The 24,174-nt window shown below is 40.6% G+C and carries 20 protein-coding genes and 1 pseudogene; 13 read left to right on the forward strand and 8 right to left on the reverse strand.

From position 1 onward, the window contains the following. Positions 1 to 161: 161 nt before the first annotated feature. Genes L2567_RS09675 through L2567_RS09680 form a run of 3 tightly spaced genes read left to right on the forward strand, consistent with a single transcriptional unit; the run spans position 162 to position 1,212 of the window. Complete coding sequence (locus tag L2567_RS09675) at positions 162 to 629, forward strand: bactofilin family protein (protein WP_235297557.1); 468 nt, start codon at positions 162 to 164, stop codon at positions 627 to 629. 40 nt (positions 630 to 669) lie between these two features. Further along, on the forward strand, positions 670 to 831 hold the full coding sequence (locus tag L2567_RS21290; protein ID WP_406626680.1) for an AtpZ/AtpI family protein: 162 nt from the start codon (positions 670 to 672) through the stop codon (positions 829 to 831). 3 nt (positions 832 to 834) lie between these two features. Next, positions 835 to 1,212, forward strand: a complete 378-nt coding sequence (locus L2567_RS09680) for a hypothetical protein (RefSeq protein ID WP_235297558.1) — start codon at positions 835 to 837, stop codon at positions 1,210 to 1,212. 15 nt (positions 1,213 to 1,227) lie between these two features. On the opposite strand, the gene porW is transcribed toward L2567_RS09680, so the two are convergent. After that, positions 1,228 to 4,242: a type IX secretion system periplasmic lipoprotein PorW/SprE gene (gene porW, locus L2567_RS09685; RefSeq protein ID WP_235297559.1), complete on the reverse strand. Its 3,015-nt coding sequence runs from the start codon at positions 4,240 to 4,242 to the stop codon at positions 1,228 to 1,230. A gap of 169 nt (positions 4,243 to 4,411) precedes the next feature. Here porW and L2567_RS09690 point away from each other — a divergent pair, with 169 nt between their 5' ends. Beyond that, on the forward strand, positions 4,412 to 5,245 hold the full coding sequence (locus L2567_RS09690) for a M23 family metallopeptidase (RefSeq protein ID WP_235297560.1): 834 nt from the start codon (positions 4,412 to 4,414) through the stop codon (positions 5,243 to 5,245). A 3-nt stretch (positions 5,246 to 5,248) separates the two neighbouring features. Next, positions 5,249 to 5,674: an LNS2 domain-containing protein gene (locus L2567_RS09695; protein WP_235297561.1), complete on the forward strand. Its 426-nt coding sequence runs from the start codon at positions 5,249 to 5,251 to the stop codon at positions 5,672 to 5,674. 202 nt (positions 5,675 to 5,876) lie between these two features. Here L2567_RS09695 and L2567_RS09700 read toward each other — a convergent pair whose 3' ends face one another. Beyond that, on the reverse strand, positions 5,877 to 6,779 hold the full coding sequence (locus L2567_RS09700; protein ID WP_235297562.1) for a TIGR01777 family oxidoreductase: 903 nt from the start codon (positions 6,777 to 6,779) through the stop codon (positions 5,877 to 5,879). A 76-nt stretch (positions 6,780 to 6,855) separates the two neighbouring features. On the opposite strand from L2567_RS09700, the gene L2567_RS09705 reads away from it, so the two are divergent. After that, on the forward strand, positions 6,856 to 8,565 hold the full coding sequence (locus L2567_RS09705; protein WP_235297563.1) for an ABC transporter substrate-binding protein: 1,710 nt from the start codon (positions 6,856 to 6,858) through the stop codon (positions 8,563 to 8,565). Between the two features lie 97 nt (positions 8,566 to 8,662). Here the strand turns inward: L2567_RS09705 and L2567_RS09710 are convergent, their stop codons facing one another. The 5 genes from L2567_RS09710 to L2567_RS09725 form a co-directional block, all read right to left on the reverse strand. Further along, entirely contained in the window at positions 8,663 to 10,096 is a 1,434-nt protein-coding gene (locus L2567_RS09710; RefSeq protein WP_235297564.1) for a DUF1501 domain-containing protein, read from the reverse strand. Positions 10,097 to 10,101: 5 nt separating this feature from the next. Beyond that, a complete protein-coding gene (locus L2567_RS09715) occupies positions 10,102 to 12,840 on the reverse strand; it encodes a PSD1 and planctomycete cytochrome C domain-containing protein (RefSeq protein WP_235297565.1) in 2,739 nt (912 codons plus the stop codon). Positions 12,841 to 12,909: 69 nt separating this feature from the next. Further along, positions 12,910 to 13,041, reverse strand: coding sequence for a hypothetical protein (locus L2567_RS21020; protein WP_262913147.1), 132 nt, complete (start codon positions 13,039 to 13,041; stop codon positions 12,910 to 12,912). 378 nt (positions 13,042 to 13,419) lie between these two features. Continuing rightward, positions 13,420 to 16,011 carry an outer membrane protein assembly factor BamA gene (bamA, locus tag L2567_RS09720; protein WP_235297566.1) on the reverse strand — a complete coding sequence of 864 codons (2,592 nt, stop codon included), beginning with the start codon at positions 16,009 to 16,011 and terminating at the stop codon, positions 13,420 to 13,422. Positions 16,012 to 16,072: 61 nt separating this feature from the next. After that, positions 16,073 to 16,813, reverse strand: a complete 741-nt coding sequence (locus L2567_RS09725) for an isoprenyl transferase (protein ID WP_262913148.1) — start codon at positions 16,811 to 16,813, stop codon at positions 16,073 to 16,075. Between the two features lie 230 nt (positions 16,814 to 17,043). On the opposite strand from L2567_RS09725, the gene L2567_RS09730 reads away from it, so the two are divergent. Genes L2567_RS09730 through crcB form a run of 3 tightly spaced genes read left to right on the forward strand, consistent with a single transcriptional unit; the run spans position 17,044 to position 18,999 of the window. Continuing rightward, positions 17,044 to 17,547, forward strand: a complete 504-nt coding sequence (locus L2567_RS09730; protein WP_235297568.1) for a DUF6565 domain-containing protein — start codon at positions 17,044 to 17,046, stop codon at positions 17,545 to 17,547. Positions 17,548 to 17,572: 25 nt separating this feature from the next. Continuing rightward, complete coding sequence (locus L2567_RS09735; RefSeq protein ID WP_235297569.1) at positions 17,573 to 18,637, forward strand: glycosyltransferase family 4 protein; 1,065 nt, start codon at positions 17,573 to 17,575, stop codon at positions 18,635 to 18,637. Further along, positions 18,634 to 18,999 carry a fluoride efflux transporter CrcB gene (crcB, locus tag L2567_RS09740; protein ID WP_235297570.1) on the forward strand — a complete coding sequence of 122 codons (366 nt, stop codon included), beginning with the start codon at positions 18,634 to 18,636 and terminating at the stop codon, positions 18,997 to 18,999. The genes L2567_RS09735 and crcB overlap by 4 nt, the downstream gene beginning before the upstream one ends. Before the next feature lie 68 nt (positions 19,000 to 19,067). On the opposite strand, the gene L2567_RS09745 is transcribed toward crcB, so the two are convergent. Further along, entirely contained in the window at positions 19,068 to 21,293 is a 2,226-nt protein-coding gene (locus L2567_RS09745) for an NADP-dependent isocitrate dehydrogenase (RefSeq protein WP_406626672.1), read from the reverse strand. A 164-nt stretch (positions 21,294 to 21,457) separates the two neighbouring features. Here L2567_RS09745 and L2567_RS21295 point away from each other — a divergent pair. From L2567_RS21295 to L2567_RS09760, 4 genes and pseudogenes are all read left to right on the forward strand, one after another. Next, a pseudogene (locus L2567_RS21295) lies at positions 21,458 to 21,553 on the forward strand (short-chain dehydrogenase); the annotation flags it as partial. A 40-nt stretch (positions 21,554 to 21,593) separates the two neighbouring features. Next, the gene (locus tag L2567_RS09750; protein WP_235297572.1) at positions 21,594 to 21,920 is read left to right on the forward strand and encodes a DUF4286 family protein; all 327 of its coding nucleotides are present in this window, start codon (positions 21,594 to 21,596) and stop codon (positions 21,918 to 21,920) included. Further along, the gene (locus tag L2567_RS09755; protein ID WP_235297573.1) at positions 21,921 to 23,081 is read left to right on the forward strand and encodes an acyl-CoA dehydrogenase family protein; all 1,161 of its coding nucleotides are present in this window, start codon (positions 21,921 to 21,923) and stop codon (positions 23,079 to 23,081) included. Then, positions 23,081 to 24,166, forward strand: a complete 1,086-nt coding sequence (locus L2567_RS09760) for a site-2 protease family protein (RefSeq protein ID WP_235297574.1) — start codon at positions 23,081 to 23,083, stop codon at positions 24,164 to 24,166. Before L2567_RS09755 ends, L2567_RS09760 begins: the two co-directional genes overlap by 1 nt. The last annotated feature ends 8 nt before the right edge of the window (positions 24,167 to 24,174 follow it).

Genomic DNA, 24,174 nt, shown 5'->3' on the forward strand with positions numbered 1-24,174 from the left:
GCTCTTAAAAGGAATGCCCTACCACGACATATTACCTAAATTTTCAATATGCTTACCCATATTTTATAATTTCTCCCAAACATGTATTAATTTACAATCCCGAAGTTTTATCACGATTTCAACGAATTTTTTAAATTAAATAAGGCTAAAAACATCCTATTATGTTCGGCACTAAAGAAAATAAGAAAGATCAACCTATGCAATCTAAATCATCCTCAAGCTCATCAAGTTCAAACTCCAGTAACTCTCTTGTCGGAGGCACTCATTTAGAAGGTACCGTTAAAGCTGACAATGATTTTAGAATCGATGGCACGCTAAAAGGTAACTTGATCTGTAAAGGAAAAGTAATCATAGGACCTTCAGGATTTGTGGATGGCGAAATTGATTGCACGAATGCATTGATCGAAGGAAAATTTAATGGTGTCCTTAAAGTGAAAGAATTGCTTTCCGTGAAAGATAATGCCAAAATTACCGGTGAAATCGTCACCGATAAATTGGTCGTACAATCCGGAGCCATTTTTAATGTTAAATGCCAGATGGGAGGCCAAACACTCTCAAATGTCAGTTCTAAAAATAAACCGGACAGTCAACATGGAGGTGTCAAGAAAGATCTTGTTTTAAATGCCTGATTCTGACAAGAATAACAAACGAAACGACTTACTGAAATATATGGGAATGGCAACACAATTATTTGTGTTGCTTTTCATTTTACTGTGGCTGGGTAGGAAATTGGACGAATACCTTCAATTCGAGAAACCAATTTTCATGCTGGTTTTTATAATTATTGGCTTAGCAGCTTATCTTTATAAGGTTTACAAAGATGTAGCTTAACTTATGACCACCAACCTCTTCTTGAAATACCTTGCTGGGATAGGTATTTTCCTTCTTATTCTAACTTTGCTGCTCCACGGTAGAGGAGAAATTGGAAAATTCACAGATTTTTCCATCTATGCGATCATCGCTTTTTCACTTCTCTCTTATGTCATGTTTTACCTGGGTAAAATGGCTGCAAAAAGCTCTAATAAATATACTTTCAACAATATTATTATTGGTAACATGATATTAAAAATGTTCCTGTGTGTGATTATAATTTTAGTTTACAAAAATATCTATCAAATAGAATCCAGGGCATTCCTACTGCCTTTCCTGGTCATCTATCTTGCTTATACTATTTTTGAAACATACTTCCTAACCAAGCTTGCAAAAGGATGACTCCCTGAAAAGAGATCAAATATTTAGATATTGCTGCTCGAAGAATTGCTTATAAGCGGCTGTCGATTTCTGCTTAACGATTTCTCTATAACTCTTTTGAGTCACTGCAAATATCTCATAATCGAAATCTTGCTTGATAAATTCATCAGAATTCTTGGTGGCTTCATTATAGTAATCCATAGCAAGATCCTGATTCTGAAACTTTCGGACCAAAATAATTTGGCTGCCTTCATCTTTATTTAAAAAGATATTGGAAATTTTAAGTTTATCATCCTTAAAATTCTTCTGATTAAATGCACTGATGTCAATTTTCGACGTGGTCATGTCTTTGCTGCTTTTTGAATAGAGCACCACCAACATATAATGTAACTTGTCCGGTTCAGTCTTGAAATCTTCAACACTCTCATTGTAGAGAACTGGATTGAAAGCATTATCATCACCCTTTACAAAACGCAATATCTCCTTCGCCCTCACTTCTTCCGGTGTGTTCGGATGCTTTTTAACAACGTAATTCAAAGAAGTAATATAAGCATCCTTCCCTTCCAGATTCCCATCAACCATGGCGCTTAATAAATCAACCTTTGCCATGACATTTTCAGTTCTCGTGATGTCCATTGACTTTAACTCATCTAATAATGCTTTACTATCTTCGTATTGGCCAGCCTCAAAAAGCGCGTAGGCTTTTTCATACTTTCTTTCGACTTGCTTTGCTTCATTGAGTTGATCAGCAGCATAATTAGGATCAGTAATACTCAAAGTATATTTTGAATCAGGAAAATCTGATACCAACTTTGCTTTGTAAAAATTAGCTTTTGACTGATTGTTGAGATCCATGTAGGACAGATAAGAATAATAATAGGCTTCTTCCCTAAAATCCGTCTTCGCATTTCTGCCATACAGATCTTCAAGACTTTCTGCTGCCTTACTAAATTGTTCTAACTTTTCTCGATATAACTTCCCAAGATTAAAAAGCGCTTCCTCAATCTTTTGGTTGGCTACTTTTTTATCTTTCTCACTAAACGGAACTGCACCTAAAAATCCTTTGACTTCTTCGTCCGTCATTCTCTTAGCGATGGCTTCTTCCGATGTTCCTTCATCGATCGATGAAGACGGCTTATTTGATCTCCGCCAATTATCCTCCAGTTGCCTGGACCCCCAAACTTTTCTAAATTCATTTTGGCCTCGCCTCACCTTATTCATATCGTAAGCAAAGAAATCACTCCTGGCAGCTCCGGCTGTAGAACCCACATTGCTGACAGGTAGCGCAGTTGCCTCCAGCCCTCTTCCTCTAGAGAGTGATGATGATTTAGGTTTAGCATTTAATTCTTGCTGCTTCTTAATGGCAGCTGCAATTTCACGCTGTCTTTCTGGGCTCATTTCGCTCACTCTTAGCAAGCTGTCCTGTAATTTGATGATGTCAATGTTGGTAGCAATATCTTTCAAGTTTTCACTCAGTCTTTGCACCTCATCGTATCGTTCATCAGATTTGGGGAGATTTAATAATGTACTATCATAGTGATATTTAGCATCAGCATATTCCTCTTCTTCATAGAAGTAATTCGCCAAAACGAAATACGATTCTGCATTCTGTGTTGCATTTCCGACGTTATACTTAATGGACTTTCTAAAGTTCTCTATGGCCAGATCTCTTTCCTTCTTTTGTAAATGAATGGTTCCAATGGTAAAGTAAATCTGATCCCTGTAGGCAAAATTCTTTTCTTCATCAGCCATATTCTCTAGCCTCTTGATGGTCTTTTCTGAGGATTCCTGTCCAGACGCCCATGCTGCTTTTGACATATTTAAAGCCGCATTGAATTCCATTTCATAGTCTGGGTGCATCTTGATTACTGCATTATACGCTTCAAAAGCCTTTGCTTGTAGACCTAATTGTTGATTGAGCTGTGCTAAGATGAAGGTATATCTGGCTTTATCTTCTTTATTCTTGCTGATCTCAATTGCTTGTTCTAAGGATTGTGCAGCAGAGGCGTAATCCTTTCTCTTAAGATGATAAAATGCTCGAACAACTGGAATTTCTCTCCGTACATCCTTCGGGGTGCCTGGATCTCCCTCCACCTTATCCAAATAATATTCAGCCAATGAAAATCGCTCTCTGTGTATGTATGTTCTTGCCAACCAAAGAATGCCTTCCTGATAGACTGGTTCATGGCCAAACATATCATCCTTCTCCGCTGACTTCAAAACATCCTTTGGATTGGTGTTGGGTGGATTTGAAGATTTTGAAGAAGATCGCGTATCTGATGTGTTGTCATCATTAGCAGTTTTATCAACAGATGGTGTTTCTTCCTTCTTTACTTCTTCATTTTCAGTTTGGACATTGGTCTCCTGTTCATCATTGGTCTTTGCCGGCCGTTCTTTACTTCCAGGTTTTGCAGGTCTTTGCTTACTGCCTGGCTTAGACCTCCTTTTCTTACTTCCAGGCTTGGATCTGCTCTTTTTTCGATCTTTAGACTTGGGACTTGCCTTTGATCTTTTTTTGGTGGATGGCCTCTTTTTCTTTGTTGACGGTCGTCTTGTGGAACTACTCGCCTTTCTACTTCGCTTACTATCGTCCTTTTTTAGTCTGGACTTCCGCTTATTGAGCGGATCAAATTCTTCAACAAAAAACTCAAATGTTTTTTCAGCAGCCTCGTAGTCTTGCTTCATATATTGGGCTTGGCCCAATAAAACATAGCAATCATCCACCCAGTGACTCGGCTCGTGAATAGTTGCAACTATACTGACCTTTTCAATGGCTTTATCCAAATCAGCTGAAACAGATTTAGCATTGGGAACCGCCGTGTATGGGTAAATCGGTAATATTTTGTTATAATTCTCCTGATATTGAGCATTTAACGATGCTTCTGACTCCTGCATGATAACGTCTGCATTGAAGTACCCGTTAAATTTTGCGGTCGTATTATGATAGATCTTTCCGAGCTTCCCAACTTCACCACGCTTCTTCTGTACCGTACACCCATTGGCAATAAAAATGAGGGCCAATAGACTTACTAAAACTTGAATCTTTCTCAACCTGCCAGATTTATGTTTAATTTTCTTTCAATACCTTTGCGAATCCCGTGCATGCGTTGCAGGAATAATCTATGTTATAACAAAAATTGGGCAAATTTATTTTATTCAGCACTATTGATTTAGCTTTTAGGTCAATTTTGGGTAAGAATATTCCGTTAGTAAGGAAGAAATGGAGGAAAACGAATTATTAGAAGAGCAAAAAGATAAGCTTAAAAAGAACTATAGGCTGGTCGTCTTGGATGATGAAACGCTGCAGGAAGTGTCGACTTACAAGCTTTCATTGATAAATATCTACTTACTGATCAGCAGTATTCTACTTCTTGTAGGCCTTTTGATTGTATTAATATTTGTTTTCACGCCGATTAAAACATTGCTCCCTGGCTATGGTGATGTGGAAGCCAATAAGCAATTCATAGAATTAACCCAGAAGACCAAGGAGTTAGAGCGTGACATGTTGGCTATGAATGAATATTTAGAACGAAGCAAAAAACGTCTGGTAGGGGCTTCTGAAGGTGAGGCCAATGTGCGCATGGAGGAAAGTCAACAGTCATCTATTCCCCTGAATTTGGATCCAGAACCGGAATTGTCAGCGGCCAGGAAGCCGAAGAAGATTGTCAATAAGGCAAAATTGGGTCAATACTACCTGCTCACTCCCATTTTAGGGCAGATAAGTGCCGAGTTTGATCCCAATAAAAAGCATTATGGAGTTGATATTTTGGGGCCTAAAAATGCAGCTATACAAGCCGTCATGGATGGATATGTGATATCTTCCGACTGGACTTTGGAGTCCGGTAACACTATTGCTATCCAGCATGCCAATAATATTGTATCATTTTACAAGCATAATTCGTCATTATTAAAAAAAGCTGGTAGTTTTGTGCAAGCCGGTGAAGCTATAGCCATCATTGGCAATTCAGGAACTTTATCGGATGGGCCTCATTTACATTTTGAACTTTGGTACAATGGAACGCCTGTTAATCCGACGGAATTTATAAACTTTTAGACAATGAGCAATCACGATTTGAAAACCTTGCGGGACGAGGATGGTAAATTATTGAGTCCTATTTTAGATGAAGAGATCAAGAATTTCTTAATAGACATTGACGGGACGATTACCGACGATATACCTAATGAAGAGCCAGAGAGAATGGCAACTTGTGCACCTTATCCTGACGCATTAGAAATCATCAATAAGTGGTATGATGAAGGTCATATCATCACCTTTTTCACATCCAGAACTGAAGAACATCGAAAAATTACTGAGAAATGGTTGAAAGAGCATAAGTTCAAATACCACGGTCTTCTTATGGGTAAGCCGAGAGGAGGTAATTATCACTGGATTGACAATCATTTAGTGAGGGCGACCAGATTCAAAGGCAAGTTTACAGATTTCGTTCATAAGAATAAGAGCATCGAAGTTTTCGAGGATTGATTAGCGTTCCAAAGGAAAAATGCCAGAGGCATTTTAGCTAATCAACCGCAAGCTAACCTTGCGGATGGGAAGCCTGAAACGTTGCTTCGCAAAATTGCCAGAGGCCATTTAGTTCGTCAACCTGAAGCACACCTTCAGGATGGGAAGCCTGATTTATTGTCATCCTAAGCCAGAGGCATAGCTGCATTTCATCCACATTGGCTCAAGCCACCAGGTCCTCCAGAGCTCCCCTCACTTTCTCAAACTCAAACTTAAACCCCTTTTCCTGAATCTTTTCACTACTCACTTTGGTACTTGCCAATATAGCTGTAGACATTTCACCAAACATCACCTCTATGGCCTTCTCTGGTACTCCAAATTTCAAATAAGGGCCAGATTTTACATTTGTTAGTGCATCAATCATCTCTTTTCCATTGACAGGATTTGGAGCTACACCATTGTAGATGCCTGAAACTTGATTTTCAATCAAAAAACTGAAAATTCTGCACAGCTCTTTAATATGAATCCATGAGAAAACCTGTGAACCATCACCAAAGTAATTGGCAGTCCTTGCCTTCATAGGCAAAAGCAATTTATTAAGCACACCACCATTTGGACTAAGTACAATTCCTATCCTTACAATGGCCCATTGACCTACCACCTCCTCCAAATGCCTATGTGAATCTTCCCAGAGATGACACACCTTGACTAAAAAATTGTCCATGTCGGCTGAAACCTCATCCTCCGTTACGGCATGCTCATCCTGATTACCATAAATTCCAATAGCTGAAGCTCCAATATATCCAGGTCGGAAAGATGACTCCCTAATTTTTCTCTCCAAAAAGCGAGTTGTTTCCACCCGCGAATCAATGATGATACGTTTTCGCTGATCAGTCCAACGTTCATCTGCAATACCTGCACCAGCCAGATGAACGATGATATCCACATCCAGGGCTCCATCTTCCAATTCATCTTTTTCTACGTCCCAATGAAAAAATTTAAAATGGGGATGGTCTTTCTTGCTTCGGGATAAAATGCGCACATCATGACCCTGAAGCCGAAGCAGTTCCCGTAATTCAATTCCAATCAGTCCCGTACCACCTGTGATCAATATTTTTTTTGCCATTAGAGAATTTTAATAAGTTTTAACATATATTAAAGATCTTTATGAAGAGATATGTTTTGCGACCTAAATAAATCCTATGAAATTTCTAAGTTATTTAATGCTTATTTGCCTCATTCTTGGCTCATGTAGCTCCGAAACCACGGAACAAGAGGATTTTACGGTCAATGTCAGATTAAGCGCTGATCCAGGCAGATTAAATCCGATCGTAGGGACACCCACCACTCAAGCTACAGCTATTAATGGACTGATTTTTTTACCCCTGGCTCATTACGACCCCATCACATTTGAGTTGAGTCCACTATTGGTAAAAGAGGTGCCCGAAGCTATTGAGGGAGAAGACGGCAGTATCACCTATGAATATGAAATCGTCGAAGAAGCCGTTTGGGATGACGGATCACCTGTTACAGGTGAAGACTATGAGTTTACGTTAAAAGCCGCCTTAAATCCCGGAGTGGACGCTGCAGCTTGGAGAGGTATTCTAAGTGATGTCCGAAATGTCAATGTAGATGAAGAAAATCCGAAAAAATTTTCCGTCACTTTGGATCAATATTTTCATATTGCAAAAGAAGCATTCTGCACTTTTGAGATTGTTCCAAGCCATGTCTATGATCCGACTAACGCACTCTCTTCTTACGAGATTTCAGATATTAAAGGTGCAGCGGATACAGATTCTACTTTGTCGCGATTTGCTGAAGAATTTAATAGCATCAAATATACCCAAGAAATTGTTCAGGGTTGTGGGCCTTACAGACTAAAAGCATGGGAACTCGATCAGTACATTGTTTTAGAAAAAAAGGAGAACTATTGGGGGGAGGCTTATCCCGACAGAACCCTTCTTCATAATAATCCACAAGAAATCAATTACAGAATTATCGCAGATGAAAATGCGGCGATTACTTTATTAAAAGATGGGAGCATAGATTTGATGCTGGTCGCTGATGCTACCATGTTTGATAATCTGAAATCCTCTGCAAATTTTGAAGAGAAGTTTAATGTGGAGACCCCTTCAATGTCCAGATTCTATTACATTGGTTTGAATAATCGAAAACCAGAACTTTCCGATAAGGATGTCAGAAGAGCTCTAGCTCATTTATTAGACGTTGATAATATTATTCAGACTTTGGACAATGGTTACGGCAACCGATTGGCAGGACCGATATTTCCGAATTCACCAGTATATGAAGAGTCGCTGAAACCTATTGAATACAATCCTGAAAAAGCCATCGAGATATTGGAACAAGAAGGTTGGAAAGATAGCAATGGTAATGGAATTAGAGATAAAGTCATCGATGGAGAATTAGTAGAATTAGAAGTAGACTATCTGGCTTCACAGAGTCCGTTAGGTCAAAAAGTGGGATTACTTTTCAAAGACAATGCGAAAGAAGCCGGGGTAGAAGTCACCATGGAGATTAAAGAGGGACGCGCCATGCAAGAAGCTATTTTCGACCATCAATACGAGGCTTCTGCATCAGCTGCCGGTTTATCTCTGGCACCTTATGACCCTTATCAACGCTGGCATTCTGATAACAGTCCAGTACGCAAAGGCAATATAGCCGGATATGTCAATGAGAGAAATGATGAGCTGATAGAAATCATCAGAATATCAAAAGACCCAAAGGAAAGAACAGCAGCTTACAAAGAGTTTCAGAAGCTATTGTACGAAGAACAACCCGTCATTTTCCTTTACGCTCCTACTCAGAAGTTTGTGATCAGTAAAAAGTTTGATGGTTTATTTTCTGAAAAACGACCGGGATACTTTGTGGGAAGTTTCGAACTGGCAGATTAACAGCAGACTTTATCTCTAATTAATCTCCCTCTACTTTCTATCCTTTTTGACCTGTCAACAGTGCATCCAGAAACAATTTGTTGTTATCAAAGTCAGATCAACTCAATATACCTTTAATCAAATGTCCGTGAACATCGGTCAATCGAATGTCTCTTCCTCCAAAATGGTAGGTCTGCCTGATATGGTCAACCCCCAAAAGGTGCAACATCGTGGCATGCAAATCGTGAATAGTGGTTGGTTTGTCAATGACCCGATAGCCATATTCATCTGTGGTTCCATAGACTGTTCCTCCTTTAATACCAGCGCCTGCCAACCATATGCTAAAGGCGGAAGGATTATGATCACGACCATCCTTACCCTGCGCAAATGGAGTTCTGCCAAATTCTCCGGCAAATACAACCAATGTATCTTCTAACATCCCCCGACTCTTTAAGTCTTTTAGCAAAGCGGCAATGGGTTGGTCTACTGCATGCGCATTGGCTTCATGACCTTTTTTAAGGTTTGAATGCTGATCCCACCGATCAAATCCTGTATTCGGACAGGTCAATTCCACAAAGCGAACACCTCTTTCTACCAATCTTCTGGCCATCAGGCATTGGGTACCATACACCCTGCAGTGCTTATCTTCTGAGTCTAATCCGTATAATTTTTTTATGGCTTCTGATTCACCGGAAAGATCACTTAATTCAGGGATCGACGATTGCATTTTAAAAGCGAGTTCGTAATTGTCAATGGCTGCACTGATTTGATCTGATTGCACTACTTTCCCAAGTAGCGATTGGTCCATTCTTTCTACATGCTGTAATTTCCTGATTTGTTCTTGGGAGGTGCTTTCGTGTGGAATGATATTGGGAACTGGAACCTTTTTCGGTTTTAATATAGAAGCCTGAAAGCTAGCAGGCAAAAAGCCGTTTTTAAAGTTATCCAGACCACCAGGAGGCGTTAAGCCACCATCTAAGACAACATAACCCGGTAAATTATCATTCATGGTTCCCAGCCCGTAATTGATCCATGCTCCCATGCTAGGCCTCCCTTGGATACCACTGCCCGTATGCAAAAAATAATTGGCATTAGTGTGCTCAGGAAAATTAGAAACCATAGATCTAATGACGGCAATGTCATCTACACACTCAGCGATTTTAGGAAACAGATCGCTGACCCAGATTCCACTTTTTCCGTACTGTTTAAAATCCCAGGGGCTCTTTAAAATCTTGCCTACATTTCCAAATTGCGTGTCATCTACTTTGAATTTCTGGTAAGGATTCTCTCCATTCTCAGCAATTAATCTGGGTTTAGGATCGAAGGAATCCACTTGTGAAACACCTCCATCCATGTATAAAAAAATGACACTCTTAGCTTTTGGTAGATAATGTGGTTGTTGGCCAATGATTGAAATGGGAGCATTTGCAGCATACCTTTCAAGATTTTTGGCACAACTCCCGAAAAGTCCCATCACAGCGATTGCCCCGAATCCGTTCCTGGAAAGGGTTAACATTTCTCTTCGATTCATCTTTCTGCATTCCTGCTTCATGGGATCTATTGTAAGTGTATGAATTCTTTGGTATTAAAAATAATGTGGCAATAGTTTTTCCATTTAGTGACTGATCGTTCATCAGCATATTCATTCAAAATCACGGTGGCTTCTTCTATTTCATTTTGACTCGGAACTCGGGAGTAAGCATTTAAATAAACCAATTCAATCTTGTCATTTATAGTAAGATCCGTTCTAGCTACCAGCTTTTCAGCCCACTTCGTAGCCTGTTCGTGTACAAATGGATCATTCATCATGATGAGCGACTGTGCAGGAACATTGGTGGTATTTCTCTTTCCAAAAGTAGAAAATGGAATGGGCATGTCGAAAGTGAGCATCATGGGTGAAAGAAAATTGCGCTTGATACTTACGTATATACTTCGTCTACCCTTCCCATTTAGCGGCCCTGATTCAGGTCTTCCTCGCCCATTCATAAATTCAGTTACATGCACCGGAATGGACGGACCATACAATTGTCGATCTAGTTCGCCGCTTGAGGCCAGCAGGGCATCTCTGATTGATTCCGCTTCCAATCTCCGTAAAGGAAAACTTGCCAGATAGATGTTTTCAGGGTCAATGTTGGCATTATGCTCCGTTACCTTAGTTGATAGCTGAAACACTTCACTACGTAATATCTGTCGAATCATTTTCTTAATGGACCACCCTTCTTCTACAAACTTAATCGCCAAATAATCCAGTAACTCAGGATGACTCGGCAGACTTCCTTGCAATCCAAAATTGTCTACAGTTGAAACAATTCCTCGCCCAAATATGTGATGCCAAATGCGATTCACCATCACTCTTGACGTAAGCGGATTGTCAGGATGAAGCACTGCTTCCACCCATGCTAAGCGACTATTTGAATAATTTTCAGTCTCAAAGTTGTTTAGATCAATGGCAGAATGAAACTCATGTGGCACTTTTTCAACACTCAACTGTTTGTGACTTCCCCGAATGAAAATGGGGCTAAATATTTTCTCACCCACCTGCAAGCCCATGATAAACGATGGTTCATTGATCTTATCACATAATGCAGCCTTTTTTTCCAATAAGGTGATTGCTTGAGCATCTAAAACGATCGAATTTTTATACTCTTCCGGGCTTTCTATTCGATTATTTGTACTAAAAACAGATTGTACTTCAATGTAGGATGTCGAATCGATGTTGTACGCATGTCTTTCATAGGTCCCCGGCAAAATTTCTACATAGGCCTTATGCCCTATTAGATTACTAACATCCATCTGGTAAAGCTTCCAGCTCTCATCATTCAACGTTTTAGATAAGCTTCCGTAAAGTGGGTCCTGAATCAATTGAAAATTATCTACGATAATTCGGATGCTGGATTTCAAGCCTGTCGCATAGGCATAGATAAAAGAATCTTGAATGATGAAGTTTGGCGATCTTAACACCCCCTTTACTCCGCTGCTAAAATATCTACTTGAAGCAAACTTTCCGAACATGGGTTTTTCCCCAAAGGCAAACCCTGATGGTATCCATCCGTCGAAATCAGAATCCCTAAAATCACCAAGAACGTTTGAGCTAACCCATTGATCCTGAGGTGAATATTTTTCTACGAATTTTAATATTTCATCCTTAAGTTTGTGATTGATCTGTTCTATTTCGGGAGTTATTGACTTAATCTCATCTACTCGGTCAAATCCCACCGGACTTGCTCTCGCACTTTCGAACATGCCATACATCGCATAATAATCAGTAGTTGGAATGGGGTCAAATTTGTGATCGTGACAGCGTGCACAGCTTACCGTAAGTCCTTGAAACGTTTTAGAAGTTACATCTATGATATTATCCATCCGATCTGCCTCTTCCTGTTTGATATCAACAGGACTGTGCTTCCCTTCGCCCAGAAAGACGTAAGCAGTTCCAATGATGGATTCGTTGAATTTTTCGCTTGGATGGAGTCTTGGGGCTGTAATGACATCACCTGCCAGGTGTTCTTTAACCAGTTGACTGTAAGGCAAGTCTTGATTAAAAGCCCTGATAAGATAATCTCTGTATCTCCAGGCGCCTCCGATTTCGTAATCAAACTCATGACCCATCGTTTCAGCATACCTTACCAGATCCATCCAATGTCTTGCCCAATGTTCGCCAAAATGAGGAGAACTCAAGTAATAATCTATGATCTCATTCAATGCTGCCTGCTCAAATTTTTCCAATTCTGACAACGATGGAGGCAAACCCGTCAAAACATATGAGATTCTTCTAATGAGCGTGTGATGGTCGGCTTTGTCATTTTGATGCAATTTTTGAAGTTTTAAACTCGCCTCAATGAAATCATCAATCGTAGACTCTTGCCCCTCTCTTAAAGTTGGAGGAACCAATGCCCAATGCTTCTTCCACTCAGCTCCCTGATCAATCCACTTTGTGATCAGCTCAATTTGGTATGGAGTGAGTTGCTTCTTAGATTCGGGAGGAGGCATGATTAGCATTTGGTCGTCTGAGGTAATTCTTTGTAGAATTGAACTCCGCCGGGGGTGACCTGGTACAATCGCACGATTTCCAGATGCCAGTTTCATGGTTGCACCTTCTCTTATGTCTAGTCTTAAATTGGCCTTTCTACTTGAGGAATCAGGGCCATGACAGGTGTAGCAATTTTGAGTAAGAATCGGTCTAATGTGGTGATTAAAATCGACCATCTCGGGTAATCCAGAACTTTCCTTTTTGCATTGAGCAAATGAAAGAACCAATATAAAGGAGGCTGCCATATAAAGGTAAATCGACTTCATCGATTTAAAAATAAATAATTTGAAGACTTAAGCAGCTAATCTTGGGTTTAAATCCTCTCTTTACATGAATTATGGTTGTAGTGAAAGAATGATAACTAAAATATCTCCAGCGTGATTGCTGTGCACCGGACTGACCTGCCCATCCGCCAGGTTTGCTGGCGGTTCGTAGCCTATCACACCTCCAGCGTGATTGCTGCGCACCGGACTGACCTTCCCATCCGCCAGGTTTGCTGGCGGTTCGTAGCCTATCACGCTTCCAGCGTGATTGCTGCGCACCGGACTGACCTGCCCATCCGCCAGGTTTGCTGGCGGTTCGTAGCCTATCACGCCTCCAGCGTGATTGCTGCGCACCGGACTGACCTGCCCATCCGCCAGGTTTGCTGGCGGTTCGTAGCCTATCACGCCTCCAGCGTGATTGCTGCGCACCGGACTGGCCTGCCCATCCGCCAGGTTTGCTGGCGGTTCGTAGCCTATCACGCTTCCAGCGTGATTGCTGCGCACCGGACTGACCTTCCCATCCGCCAGATTTGCTGGCGGTTCGTAGCCTATCACGCTTCCAGCGTGATTGCTGCGCACCGGCTACTCCGGTTCGAAACCAAGTACGATATTGAACTTAGCAAAATCTGTCCAGGTACTCCCTTCCGGTAAGTCTTTATCAAATCCAAAACCATAATCAAATCCGAGTAATCCGAACATTGGCAAGAATACCCGAAGACCTGCACCCGCTGATCTTCTTAATTGAAAAGGATTATATTCATCCCAACCCAAATAAGCATTGGACCCCTGTGCAAAAAGGTGAGCGTAAATGGTAGAATTCGGATTTAAAGTAAAAGGATATCTCAACTCTACTGTATACTTGTTAAATATGGTCGCACCTCCAGCATCATTGATTTCCTGGCTTTGAATATCTGAAATCTCATAACCTCGGGTCGATATGATGTCTTTACCCGTAATCTGTACTTGCTGATTGTTCAAACCATCACCTCCCACTTCAAATCTCTCAAACGGAACCGTGCCCACGTCCTTTCTATAATATCCGAGCACCCCTATCTTAGCTTGCGCCATGATCACCAACTTATCCCAAACATTAAAGAAATGCTGTGATTCAAACTTCCATTTATGGTATTCAAGGAACTCAAATTTTCCGGCATTTTCCAAGGAAGCTATATAGGAAGTCTCCTCTGTCTCCGACATTGGATTACCCTCCCCTCTTCTCAAATTTTCTTCCATGATCAATGAAGCCGCCTCGGTGGCAGGAATGTTAAATTCTTCTTGATCTCTCCAGAAATAATATGGTGTTAATTGTAGGGTCAATGATATTTTTGATCCACTTCTGGGGAAAATAGGTTCCACTACAGAACTCCTCACAATGGTCTGTCTCAGATTATAATTCTTATAAATACCTTCTGACACCGAAAAATCTCTTTGATAATCTTCCAAAGTTAGGTTCTCTATATTCATGGTCGCACTATACACAAAATAGTCATCCGGCCATTTCAACTGCGTTCCGATTCCAGCAGATACATTTAAAATTGAAAACTTACCCTGTCCAAATGTACTGTAGTCAAAATTAGAATACACACTTCCTATGGTCAATGAATTAGGTTTTCTTCCACCTAACCAAGGTTCCGTAAATGAAAAATTATACGACTGGTAAAAATTACTATTGGACTGAGCCCTGACTGAAAGTCTTTGTCCATCACCTTGTGGTAAAGGGTTCCAAGTAGTTCTGTCCGAAATATTTCGCAATGAAAAATTATTGAATGTGACTCCCAGTGTTCCTACCAAACCCTGAAATCCACCATAACCCGCAGAAAGCTCCAATTGATCTGACGGCCTTTCTTCCAATTTATAGACAATATCCACCGTACCGTTTTGCGGGTCTACCGGCGTTCCAATATCCATATTCTCAGGGTTAAAGTAACCCAGGTTTATGATCTCTCTTTGTGATCTGATGATTTGTGAACGTGAAAACTTTGCACCAGGCTTAGTTCTTAGCATTCTTCTGACCACATGTTCATGCGTTCTGTCATTCCCGACAATCTCTACCCGATCAATGGTCGCCTGAGGTCCTTCATAAATGCGCATTTCGATATCTATGCTGTCATTCTCTATACTCACTTCCGTGGGATCTACCCGAAAGAACAAATAACCATCATCCATGTAAAGAGAACTGACATCTCTTCCATCCTGGGCAAATTGCAAACGATTGGTTAATAATTCTTCATTGTAAACATCACCCTTTTCTATCCCTAAAATACTTCCAAGGTATTCATCTGTATACAATGAATTTCCTTTCCACTCGATGTCTCTGAAATAGTATTTGTTTCCTTCATCTATGGTCATCTCTACATATAGCTTCCCTTCTTCATCTCGGTAGACAGAATCACTCACAATTTTGGCATCTCTGTAGCCAATGGTATTGTAATAGTCAATCAAAGACTCTTTGTCATCCTCATAATCTGATTCCTTGAACTTGGATTTCTTTAGCAAGGTCCATCGCTTCTTGGTGCTCTCCATCTGCTTTCGCAACTTTCTGTCCTTAACGGCCTCATTCCCATTGATCACAATATCCTGAATCCGTATCCGCTTTCCCTTGTCTATGTCAAATTCCAATCTAACGGAATTGGCCCTAATGGTGTCTTCAAATTCATTGATTTCTACTTTGGTGTCCAAAAATCCATCGCCAATAAATTTTTCCTCAATCTTCATTTTGGCCAACGCCTTCAAATCCTCAGTAACAATACCTCCTTTGCTCAATATCCCATCTACAATTTCATTTAGATCTTCGTGCTTTATCTTCTTTACACCATTGTATGAGTATCGGGCCAGTATCGGTAATTCTGTCAACTCGATTCCAAGGAAAATAATGTCATCTTCGACCCTCTCCTGAATCACTTTTACATCGCTAAATAGCTTCAGTCTCAACAAGGACTTGATGGCTTTGGGAATTTCTGTTCCCGGAACGCTGATTTTCTTACCGACGGTCAAACCTGAGATAGATATGATGGCATTGGGATCCCTGTGTTCAGGACCATAAACGTTTACCCCACCTATTTCATACTCCTTCGGGTCGTCGTAATCTATCTGATCCAATTCCTGAGCTTGTACGCCAAAACCTATGAACACCAGTAGGCTAAAAATAAATTTCTTCAAAGTATCTAAATTCATGTGATCTTCTTTTTTTAGACCTGCCGTTTAAAAACGACTAAGTCTTCTAAAGTGTTGCAGTTCAAGAAAGCTGCTCACTCGTTTTTCCAAATCTCCTCTCTCTTTGCTGATAGTCGATAATGGCTTTATATAAGTCTTCCCGCCTGAAATCAGGCCAATATATGTCTGTAAAATAAAGTTCTGAATAAGCCATTTGGTACAGTAAATAATTACTAATCCGCTTTTCACCACTCGTACGGATCATTAATTCCGGATCAGGCATGTTTCTGGTATGCAAAAAATCCGAAAAAACCTTGTCATCAATGTCTTTACTGTGTAATCGACCTGCTTCAACTTCTTCGGCAATTAATCTTGCTGCATTTTGAATTTCCCACCTTGAACTATAATTTAATGCCAGTGTTAAAGTCATTCGGTCATTACCTGACGTATTTTCAATACATTCCAACAAAGCCTCTCTACTTCGATCCGGTAATTTTGATAAATCACCGATAGAATTGAGTTTGATATTGTTTTTATTTAACGTCTCCACTTCTTTGCGTAGTGTTTCAACAAGCAATGCCATGAGCGCATTGACTTCAAATTTCGGCCGGTTCCAATTTTCCGTAGAAAAAGCGTATAAAGTCAAGTACTCTACACCCAACTCAGCGCATGATTCAGAACTTTCTCTGACTGCTTTTACACCATTTCGATGACCAAAAACTCGCGGCTTTCCATACTTTTTAGCCCAGCGACCATTTCCATCCATAATGATGGCAATGTGCCTTGGCAAAAGGTCCATGTTTATTTGCGATTTTAAGTCCATCTGGTCAGCTTCCAAAAAATTTGTGCAAAATTAATAAAAGCTAGCGGATATCCGCATTTAATTCATTAAATGAAGCTGTACCTTAAGCATTTGCATATAAGATCCGGAATCAAAATCAGACTGAAATAATTCATTGATCGACAAAAAAGCCATGCTTATCTATTATGGTTTTGCTAAAGGAACAATAAAGCGTTCATCATCATTGTTTTTATCGAATAACCTAACAACAAATGATGAATAGAATATGGATGGTCTTTGCACTGATTGTAATCATGGCAAGCGCCTGTACAATTGATCCCTGCCTGACCAAAGGACAGTTTCTTAATGCGTATAACAATTTTACAGACAAAGTATCTGATGCTCATGAAGATTTTTCAAAGCAAGAATGGGAGGAGAAAGATGAAGAGATGGATCACTTCGTGGATCAGTGTTATCAAAAGTATGAAGACAAACTTTCAGACGAAGAAAAAAAGGATTTTTGGATTAAGTATTTTAAGTATAAATACGATCGCCATGGCAGAAGTGTGCTTAGAGCTATCGAAGCAGATATGCGTGAATTTGGTTTAGAAATAGATGAAGAACTGGATCAGCTTTTCGATAACCCAGAAGAAGATTTAAAGGATATTTTCAGAGAAGTATATGGAGATGATATTGAAAAAGCACTAGATGACTTTAAAAGAGGAATAGAGGATATTTCTGAAAAGATCAAGGCATGGCTGGAGGAAAATAAATAGCTTAAAAAGTCTATATTTGCGTCGTATGTACGATGTGATATTGAGTTTTATTACGGCCTTTGCACTTACATTTCTGGCGATTCCATCGATCATCAATGTTGCAGTAAAAAAGAGGCTTTACGATGAGCCTGGGGAAAGAAGATCGCATACGATCAGTACGCCTTCCTTAGGGGGAATAGGTATTTTCGCAGGAATGATCTTTTCCATCATTATGTGGACTCCATTTAATTATTTCGGTGATTTGCAGTACATTCTATGTGCATTTATCATCATGTTTTTAATCGGTGCCAAGGATGATATTGACCCCATGAATCCGGGACGTAAGTTTTTGGGTCAAATTTTCGCAGCGGGTATTTTGGTTTTTAAGGCCAATGTCAAATTGACCAGCCTATACGGCATTTTTGGAATCTATGCCATTCCGGAATTTGTCAGCATTACACTTAGTATTTTCACTATCCTCGTCATTATAAATGCCTTCAATCTTATCGATGGCATCAATGGCCTATCAGGATCAATCGGTACGCTCATTAGCATACTTTTAGGCACCTGGTTTTTTCTGATCGACCGTGTTGAAATAGCGATCGTCGCTTTCTCCATGGCCGGAGCACTGATCGCATTTTTGAAATACAATGTTAGTCCGGCGAAAATATTCATGGGTGATACCGGATCACTTTTGTTAGGATTGGTTAGTTCTATCCTGGCGATTCAATTTATTGAACTGCATCAAGACCTGGGCAAGGATTCTTCATACTACATCAAGTCAGCACCGGCTGTTGCTATTGGTATTCTAATTCTCCCCTTGTTTGACACGCTCAGGGTTTTTACAATGAGGGCCATTAGAGGACGCTCCCCTTTTCAGCCCGATAGAAATCATATTCACCATCTTTTAATCGATTCAGGTTTAACACACATGCAAGCCACCGCAGTGCTGATCGTTGTCAATGTGTTGTTTATTTTAATGGCCGTTAACCTTCAGGGAATTGGAAACTTATATCTTCTTTTACTGATCTTTGGTATCGCAATCTTATTGACCAGTCTATTATTTATTTATGCCAGGCAGCAAAGAATTAAAAGAAAACTGAGCTCATGAAAGCGATCATCCTCGTCTTTATTGGTGGTGGTTTTGGGAGTATTTTGAGATATGGAATAGGCCAATTGATGATGGGATTTTCTCAGAAGTTTCCATACGGCACTTTGTTGGTCAATGTAGTAGCTTGCTTGATATTAGGTTACTTGATTGGAATCACTTCTAAGGGTATGCTCAGTAACGAAATGAAGCTTTTACTGATGGTGGGCCTTTGCGGTGGCTTTTCTACGTTTTCCACGTTTTCTGCAGAATCCTTTCAGTTGTATAATACAGGCGCGGTATGGTCGGCCTTATTATATATGGCTTGCAGTTTTGTGATATGTCTATTCGCGATCTATTTAGGCCTGATGATGGGCAAAGGCTAAAATAAATCATCGACCCGAAGGTCGATGATAAGCATTTAAAAACTCTCGACATACAAGCCGAGCGTCTTTTATATTTCAGCTAGTATCTTATTCAGAGTCGCACTTGGCCTCATGGCCTTATTCACTAAATCTGTTTCAGGAGAATAATAGCCACCTATATCCACCGGACTTCCCTGTGCATCTATCAATTCTTGTAATATTCGATCCTTATTTTCATTCAACTTTTTAGCTACATCCTCAAATTTCTTAGCAATGTCCTGATCCTCATTCTGCTCCGCCAAAGCTTCAGCCCAATACAATGCCAACCAAAAATGACTGCCTCTGTTGTCTAATTCATTGACTTTTCGCGATGGTGATTTGTCATTATCTAAAAACTTGGCCGTAGCCTTGTCCAACGCTTCACCTAAAACCACTGCACCTTTGTTGTCAAATGTCTTACCCAGGTGCTCTAAAGAAACCGCCAAAGCTAAAAACTCTCCCAAAGAATCCCATCTCAGGTGACCTTCTTCTACAAATTGTTGAACATGTTTAGGAGCAGATCCACCAGCGCCGGTCTCGAACAAACCACCACCATTCATCAATGGAACGATTGACAGCATTTTAGCCGAAGTACCTACCTCAAGAATGGGAAACAAATCTGTGTTGTAGTCACGAAGTACATTACCCGTGACTGAGATGGTATCCTTTCCATCTTTTATTCTCTCCAATGAAAATCGGGTGGCATCTGCGGGAGACATAATGTGAATTTCCAAGCCCGAAGTATCATGATCCTTTAAATACTGATGTACTTTTTTGATCAATTCCGCATCATGTGCTCGATCCTCATTTAACCAAAATACAATAGGTGTGGATGATTCTCTTGATCTTCTTACGGCCAACTTAACCCAGTCCTGGATGGCTGCATCCTTGACCTGACAAGCTCTCCATATATCACCCTTTTCTACTTTGTGTGACATGATGACTTGCCCTGCTGCATCCACTACCTGCATTTCTCCATCTGCCTCCATCTCAAAAGTTTTATCGTGTGACCCATACTCTTCCGCCTTTTGTGCCATCAATCCTACATTAGGAACTGAGCCCATGGTAGTGGGGTCGAAGGCTCCGTGTTCCTTACAAAAATCAATGACCTCTTGATAAATCGGAGCATAAGAACTGTCTGGAATGACTGCTTTGGTATCCTTGGTATTTCCATTTTTATCCCACATTTGACCAGAAGTCCTGATCATGGCCGGCATCGAAGCATCAATGATCACATCCGAGGGTACGTGTAAATTGGTGATGCCCTTATCAGAATTAACCATAGCCAGATCCGGACCTTCACTAAGTGCAGCTTCGATATCAGCTTCGATGGCATCTCGCTTATCCGACGGAAGCTCATCCAACTTTGACACCAGATCTCCAAAGCCATTATTGACATCTACCCCTAATTCCTTTAACGTTTCACCATGCTTTTCGAAAACAGGCTCGAAAAAGACCTTTACAGCATGACCAAAAATAATAGGATCAGATACCTTCATCATGGTAGCTTTCATATGCAAAGAGAACAAGACATCTTTCTCTTTAGCATCACGTACTTGCTCCTTCAAGAAAGAAACCAACGCCTTTTTACTCATGAAGGTCGTGTCCATGATTTCACCTTCCTGTATCTTTATGCCTTCTTTTAACACTGTCACCTCGCCTGAAGGAGCAACATGCTGGATTTTTACCGTCGTGGCTTTTTCAAATGTGTGAGACTTTTCATTAGATCTAAAATCCCCGGAAGACATGGTCGCAACATGTGATTTTGAATCACCAGACCACTTGCCCATTCTGTGTGGGTGCTTTCTGGCATATTCTTTAACAGGTTTTGGTGCACGTCGATCCGAATTACCTTCACGCAAAACCGGGTTTACCGCTGACCCTTTGACTTTGTTGTATCTTGCTCTAATTTCCTTTTCTTCATCCGTTTTTGGCTCTTCTGGGAAGTCAGGGATGGCATATCCATCAGCTTGTAATTCCGAAATGGTGGCCACCAATTGGGGAACTGAAGCACTGATATTAGGTAGTTTTATGATATTGGCCTCAGGCTTTTTAGCAAGTTCTCCTAGATAGGCCAGATCATCGCTTTTCTTTTGTTCTTCAGTCAAATAGTCGGGGAATACTGCTAAAACACGTGCTGCCAAAGAAATATCTCTGGTTTCCACCTCCACTCCTGCAGAGCCGGCATAGGCTTCAACAATAGGGAGAAAAGAATGCGTGGCTAAATAAGGAGCCTCATCCGTGATGGTATATATAATCTTCTGATCACTCATCATGCTTTGTTTTGAAATTTAAAAATAGGGCTGACAAAAATAATCAAAATTTATACATGCTGAAGACACATGTTAGAACGCTCGTTAAAATTGACGGTCTGACACATCAGTGTGAACGCCGAAGAATACCTTTAATGAGCTTTGACTAATCTGTGGAATTATCAAATCTGGTTTCCTTCCTGGCTTCTGACCATGCATCTTTCATAACTAGTAGCGAATACAACATTGATGGAGGAACCAATGTCAACCCGGTATTGGGCTAATTCCTTATATTTGCAGGCAATATGCCACGCACTAAATGATATGAGTGAACACAATATAATATACAACGTTACGATTAAGGTAGATAAAAAAGTGGAAGCCGAATGGTATGATTGGATGAAAAGTGTTCACATCCCTGATGTCATGCAAACCGGATGTTTTATCGAGAGCCGATTCAACAAAATACTGTATGTGGATGATGATGAAGGCTCCATGTACACCGTTCAATACACTTTGGAAAACCTAAGCCAACTTCAAAAATACCATGTAAACTATGCACCAAAACTACAGAAAGCGCATCAAGATAGATATCAGGATCAATGTGTTGCTTTCCGATCTGTGATGGAAATAAAAGAAAAATTTGAATAGATGATAGGGAAATTGACAGAAGAACAAAAAGCAGTACAGGAAGCTGCCAGAGAATTTGCACAGCAAGAACTGCTGCCTGGCGTTATAGAAAGAGACCGAAATATGACTTTTGCCACGGAACAGATCAAGGCTATGGGAGAGATGGGATTCATGGGCATGATGGTTTCGGAAAAATACGGTGGAGGTGGAATGGACACGCTCTCCTATGTCATTGCGATGGAAGAAATCTCCAAAGTTGACAACTCTTGCTCAGTTGCCATGTCTGTCAACAATTCGTTGGTTTGCTGGGGTTTGGAAACGTACGGCACAGAAGAACAAAAACAGAAATACCTCACTAAGCTCTCAACCGGTGAATGGATCGGTGCCTTTTGCCTCAGTGAACCTGAAGCAGGGAGTGATGCAACAAGTCAGCGAACAACTGCTGTGGACAAAGGTGATCACTATCTATTAAACGGAACTAAAAATTGGATTACCAATGGAGGCAGTTCCAGTGTGCATTTAGTTATCGCTCAGACCAACGCGGACAAAGGACATAAAGGTATCAATGCCCTAATCGTACCGACCGACATGGAAGGCGTAGAGATAGGAGCCAAAGAAGATAAATTGGGAATCAGAGGTTCCGACACCCATACCATTATGTACAATAATGTAAAAGTTCCCAAGGAAAACCGGATAGGCGATGATGGCTTTGGTTTCAAATTTGCCATGAAAGTTTTATCCGGCGGACGAATAGGTATTGCTGCGCAAGCCCTCGGAATAGCAGCTGGAGCATATGAACTGTCTGTTAAATATGCGCAGGAAAGAGAGGCATTCGGCAAACCTATCGCAAGGCACCAGGCCATCGCTTTCAAGCTAGCGGATATGGCTACTCAAATACAGGCCGCCAGACTATTGGTTTATAATGCAGCGAGATTAAAGGACCAGGGCAAGAATTACGACATGGCATCCAGTATGGCCAAATTATTTGCTGCCGAAATGGCCATGAAACAAACCGTAGAAGCTGTTCAGATTCATGGTGGTTATGGATACGTAAAGGAATACCACGTAGAAAGACTTATGAGAGATGCCAAAATCACTCAAATTTATGAGGGAACATCTGAAATTCAGAAATTAGTGATTAGTAGGAGTGTGCTTTCGGGTAAAATATATGAAGAAATATAATGTTTAGCAAGGGGTCTCTTCATCTAGGAAACTATGCCGGAATCCCTTTAAAGGTGCATTGGACCTTTATATTCATTATTTTTCTGGTCTTGGGAATTGGTATAAGTAGAGATCGTGCACCAGTCGAAGTCAGCGTCATCCTGTTGCTGGTAGGTATTTCTTTTTTCTGTGTCATACTGCATGAGTATGGCCACGCATTGATGGCCAGGAGATTTAACGTTCGGACCATCGACATTATCCTTTCACCTATTGGCGGACTGGCCAGACTTGAAAGACTCCCTTCTAAACCCATGCACGAATTTTTCATTGCCATCGCAGGACCTCTGGTAAATGTTGCTATCGCCCTCTTGATAAGCTTGATATTATTAATTGGCGGGAAACCGGTCTTGATTGACCTCAATTCAAGTGTCAGTAATTTTGATAACTGGGGGGCCTACCTCAGCATAGTCCTATACATTAATCTGTTGCTTTTTGTATTTAATCTGATACCAGCTTTTCCAATGGATGGAGGACGCATTCTAAGGTCGTTGCTCTCTATCAAACTTGGCAAGAAAAGGTCGACTGATATCGCTTCATGGATCGGCTATACCATAGCGATAGGTTTTGTGATTACAGGATTTTTCATTTCTTACTACACCTTGAGTGTCATCGGCATTTTTGTAATGTTTATGGCCCGAGGTGAGAAAATTTCTGCCCGCCAGGAAGATTTTTTGACTAAAAATCATTCAGGAATGGAAGGACTAATGACCCATCATCGATTTCATCCCGATGATATGATGTCTGATATCATCACTCACTATCGCAGCGAAAGCGCCCGAAATTTTATGGTCTTTAACGAAGATGAAGAACTGCAGGGCGTCATTACCGAACCTGCCATAAGAGCTTGTATTCAGGATCAAGCTTATTCTAGCCCTGTGAGTCAATTCACAGAGCCCAGTTTTCAAATCATCGAACCTGGAAATCTTCAGGCCGCATTGAGTTACATGAATGCATTCAGAGCAAGATATGTACTTGTAAAATTGGGAGACAACGCTTTCGGTATGTTGGAGCGTTATAAAATCGTACAAAGAATGAATGCAGGTTAAGAAGTAAT

This window comes from Portibacter marinus (assembly GCF_021533195.1).
GTDB lineage: Bacteria > Bacteroidota > Bacteroidia > Chitinophagales > Saprospiraceae > Portibacter > Portibacter marinus.

Coding starts and splice junctions, on each gene's coding strand:
- L2567_RS09675 (WP_235297557.1), top strand. CDS start 162: ATGTTCGGCACTAAAGAAAATAAGAAAGATCAACCTATGCAATCTAAA.
- L2567_RS21290 (WP_406626680.1), top strand. CDS start 670: ATGGGAATGGCAACACAATTATTTGTGTTGCTTTTCATTTTACTGTGG.
- L2567_RS09680 (WP_235297558.1), top strand. CDS start 835: ATGACCACCAACCTCTTCTTGAAATACCTTGCTGGGATAGGTATTTTC.
- L2567_RS09690 (WP_235297560.1), top strand. CDS start 4,412: ATGGAGGAAAACGAATTATTAGAAGAGCAAAAAGATAAGCTTAAAAAG.
- L2567_RS09695 (WP_235297561.1), top strand. CDS start 5,249: ATGAGCAATCACGATTTGAAAACCTTGCGGGACGAGGATGGTAAATTA.
- L2567_RS09700 (WP_235297562.1), bottom strand. CDS start 6,779: ATGGCAAAAAAAATATTGATCACAGGTGGTACGGGACTGATTGGAATT.
- L2567_RS09705 (WP_235297563.1), top strand. CDS start 6,856: ATGAAATTTCTAAGTTATTTAATGCTTATTTGCCTCATTCTTGGCTCA.
- L2567_RS09710 (WP_235297564.1), bottom strand. CDS start 10,096: ATGAAGCAGGAATGCAGAAAGATGAATCGAAGAGAAATGTTAACCCTT.
- L2567_RS09715 (WP_235297565.1), bottom strand. CDS start 12,840: ATGAAGTCGATTTACCTTTATATGGCAGCCTCCTTTATATTGGTTCTT.
- bamA (WP_235297566.1), bottom strand. CDS start 16,011: ATGAATTTAGATACTTTGAAGAAATTTATTTTTAGCCTACTGGTGTTC.
- L2567_RS09725 (WP_262913148.1), bottom strand. CDS start 16,813: ATGGACTTAAAATCGCAAATAAACATGGACCTTTTGCCAAGGCACATT.
- L2567_RS09730 (WP_235297568.1), top strand. CDS start 17,044: ATGATGAATAGAATATGGATGGTCTTTGCACTGATTGTAATCATGGCA.
- L2567_RS09735 (WP_235297569.1), top strand. CDS start 17,573: ATGTACGATGTGATATTGAGTTTTATTACGGCCTTTGCACTTACATTT.
- crcB (WP_235297570.1), top strand. CDS start 18,634: ATGAAAGCGATCATCCTCGTCTTTATTGGTGGTGGTTTTGGGAGTATT.
- L2567_RS09745 (WP_406626672.1), bottom strand. CDS start 21,293: ATGATGAGTGATCAGAAGATTATATATACCATCACGGATGAGGCTCCT.
- L2567_RS09750 (WP_235297572.1), top strand. CDS start 21,594: ATGAGTGAACACAATATAATATACAACGTTACGATTAAGGTAGATAAA.
- L2567_RS09755 (WP_235297573.1), top strand. CDS start 21,921: ATGATAGGGAAATTGACAGAAGAACAAAAAGCAGTACAGGAAGCTGCC.
- L2567_RS09760 (WP_235297574.1), top strand. CDS start 23,081: ATGTTTAGCAAGGGGTCTCTTCATCTAGGAAACTATGCCGGAATCCCT.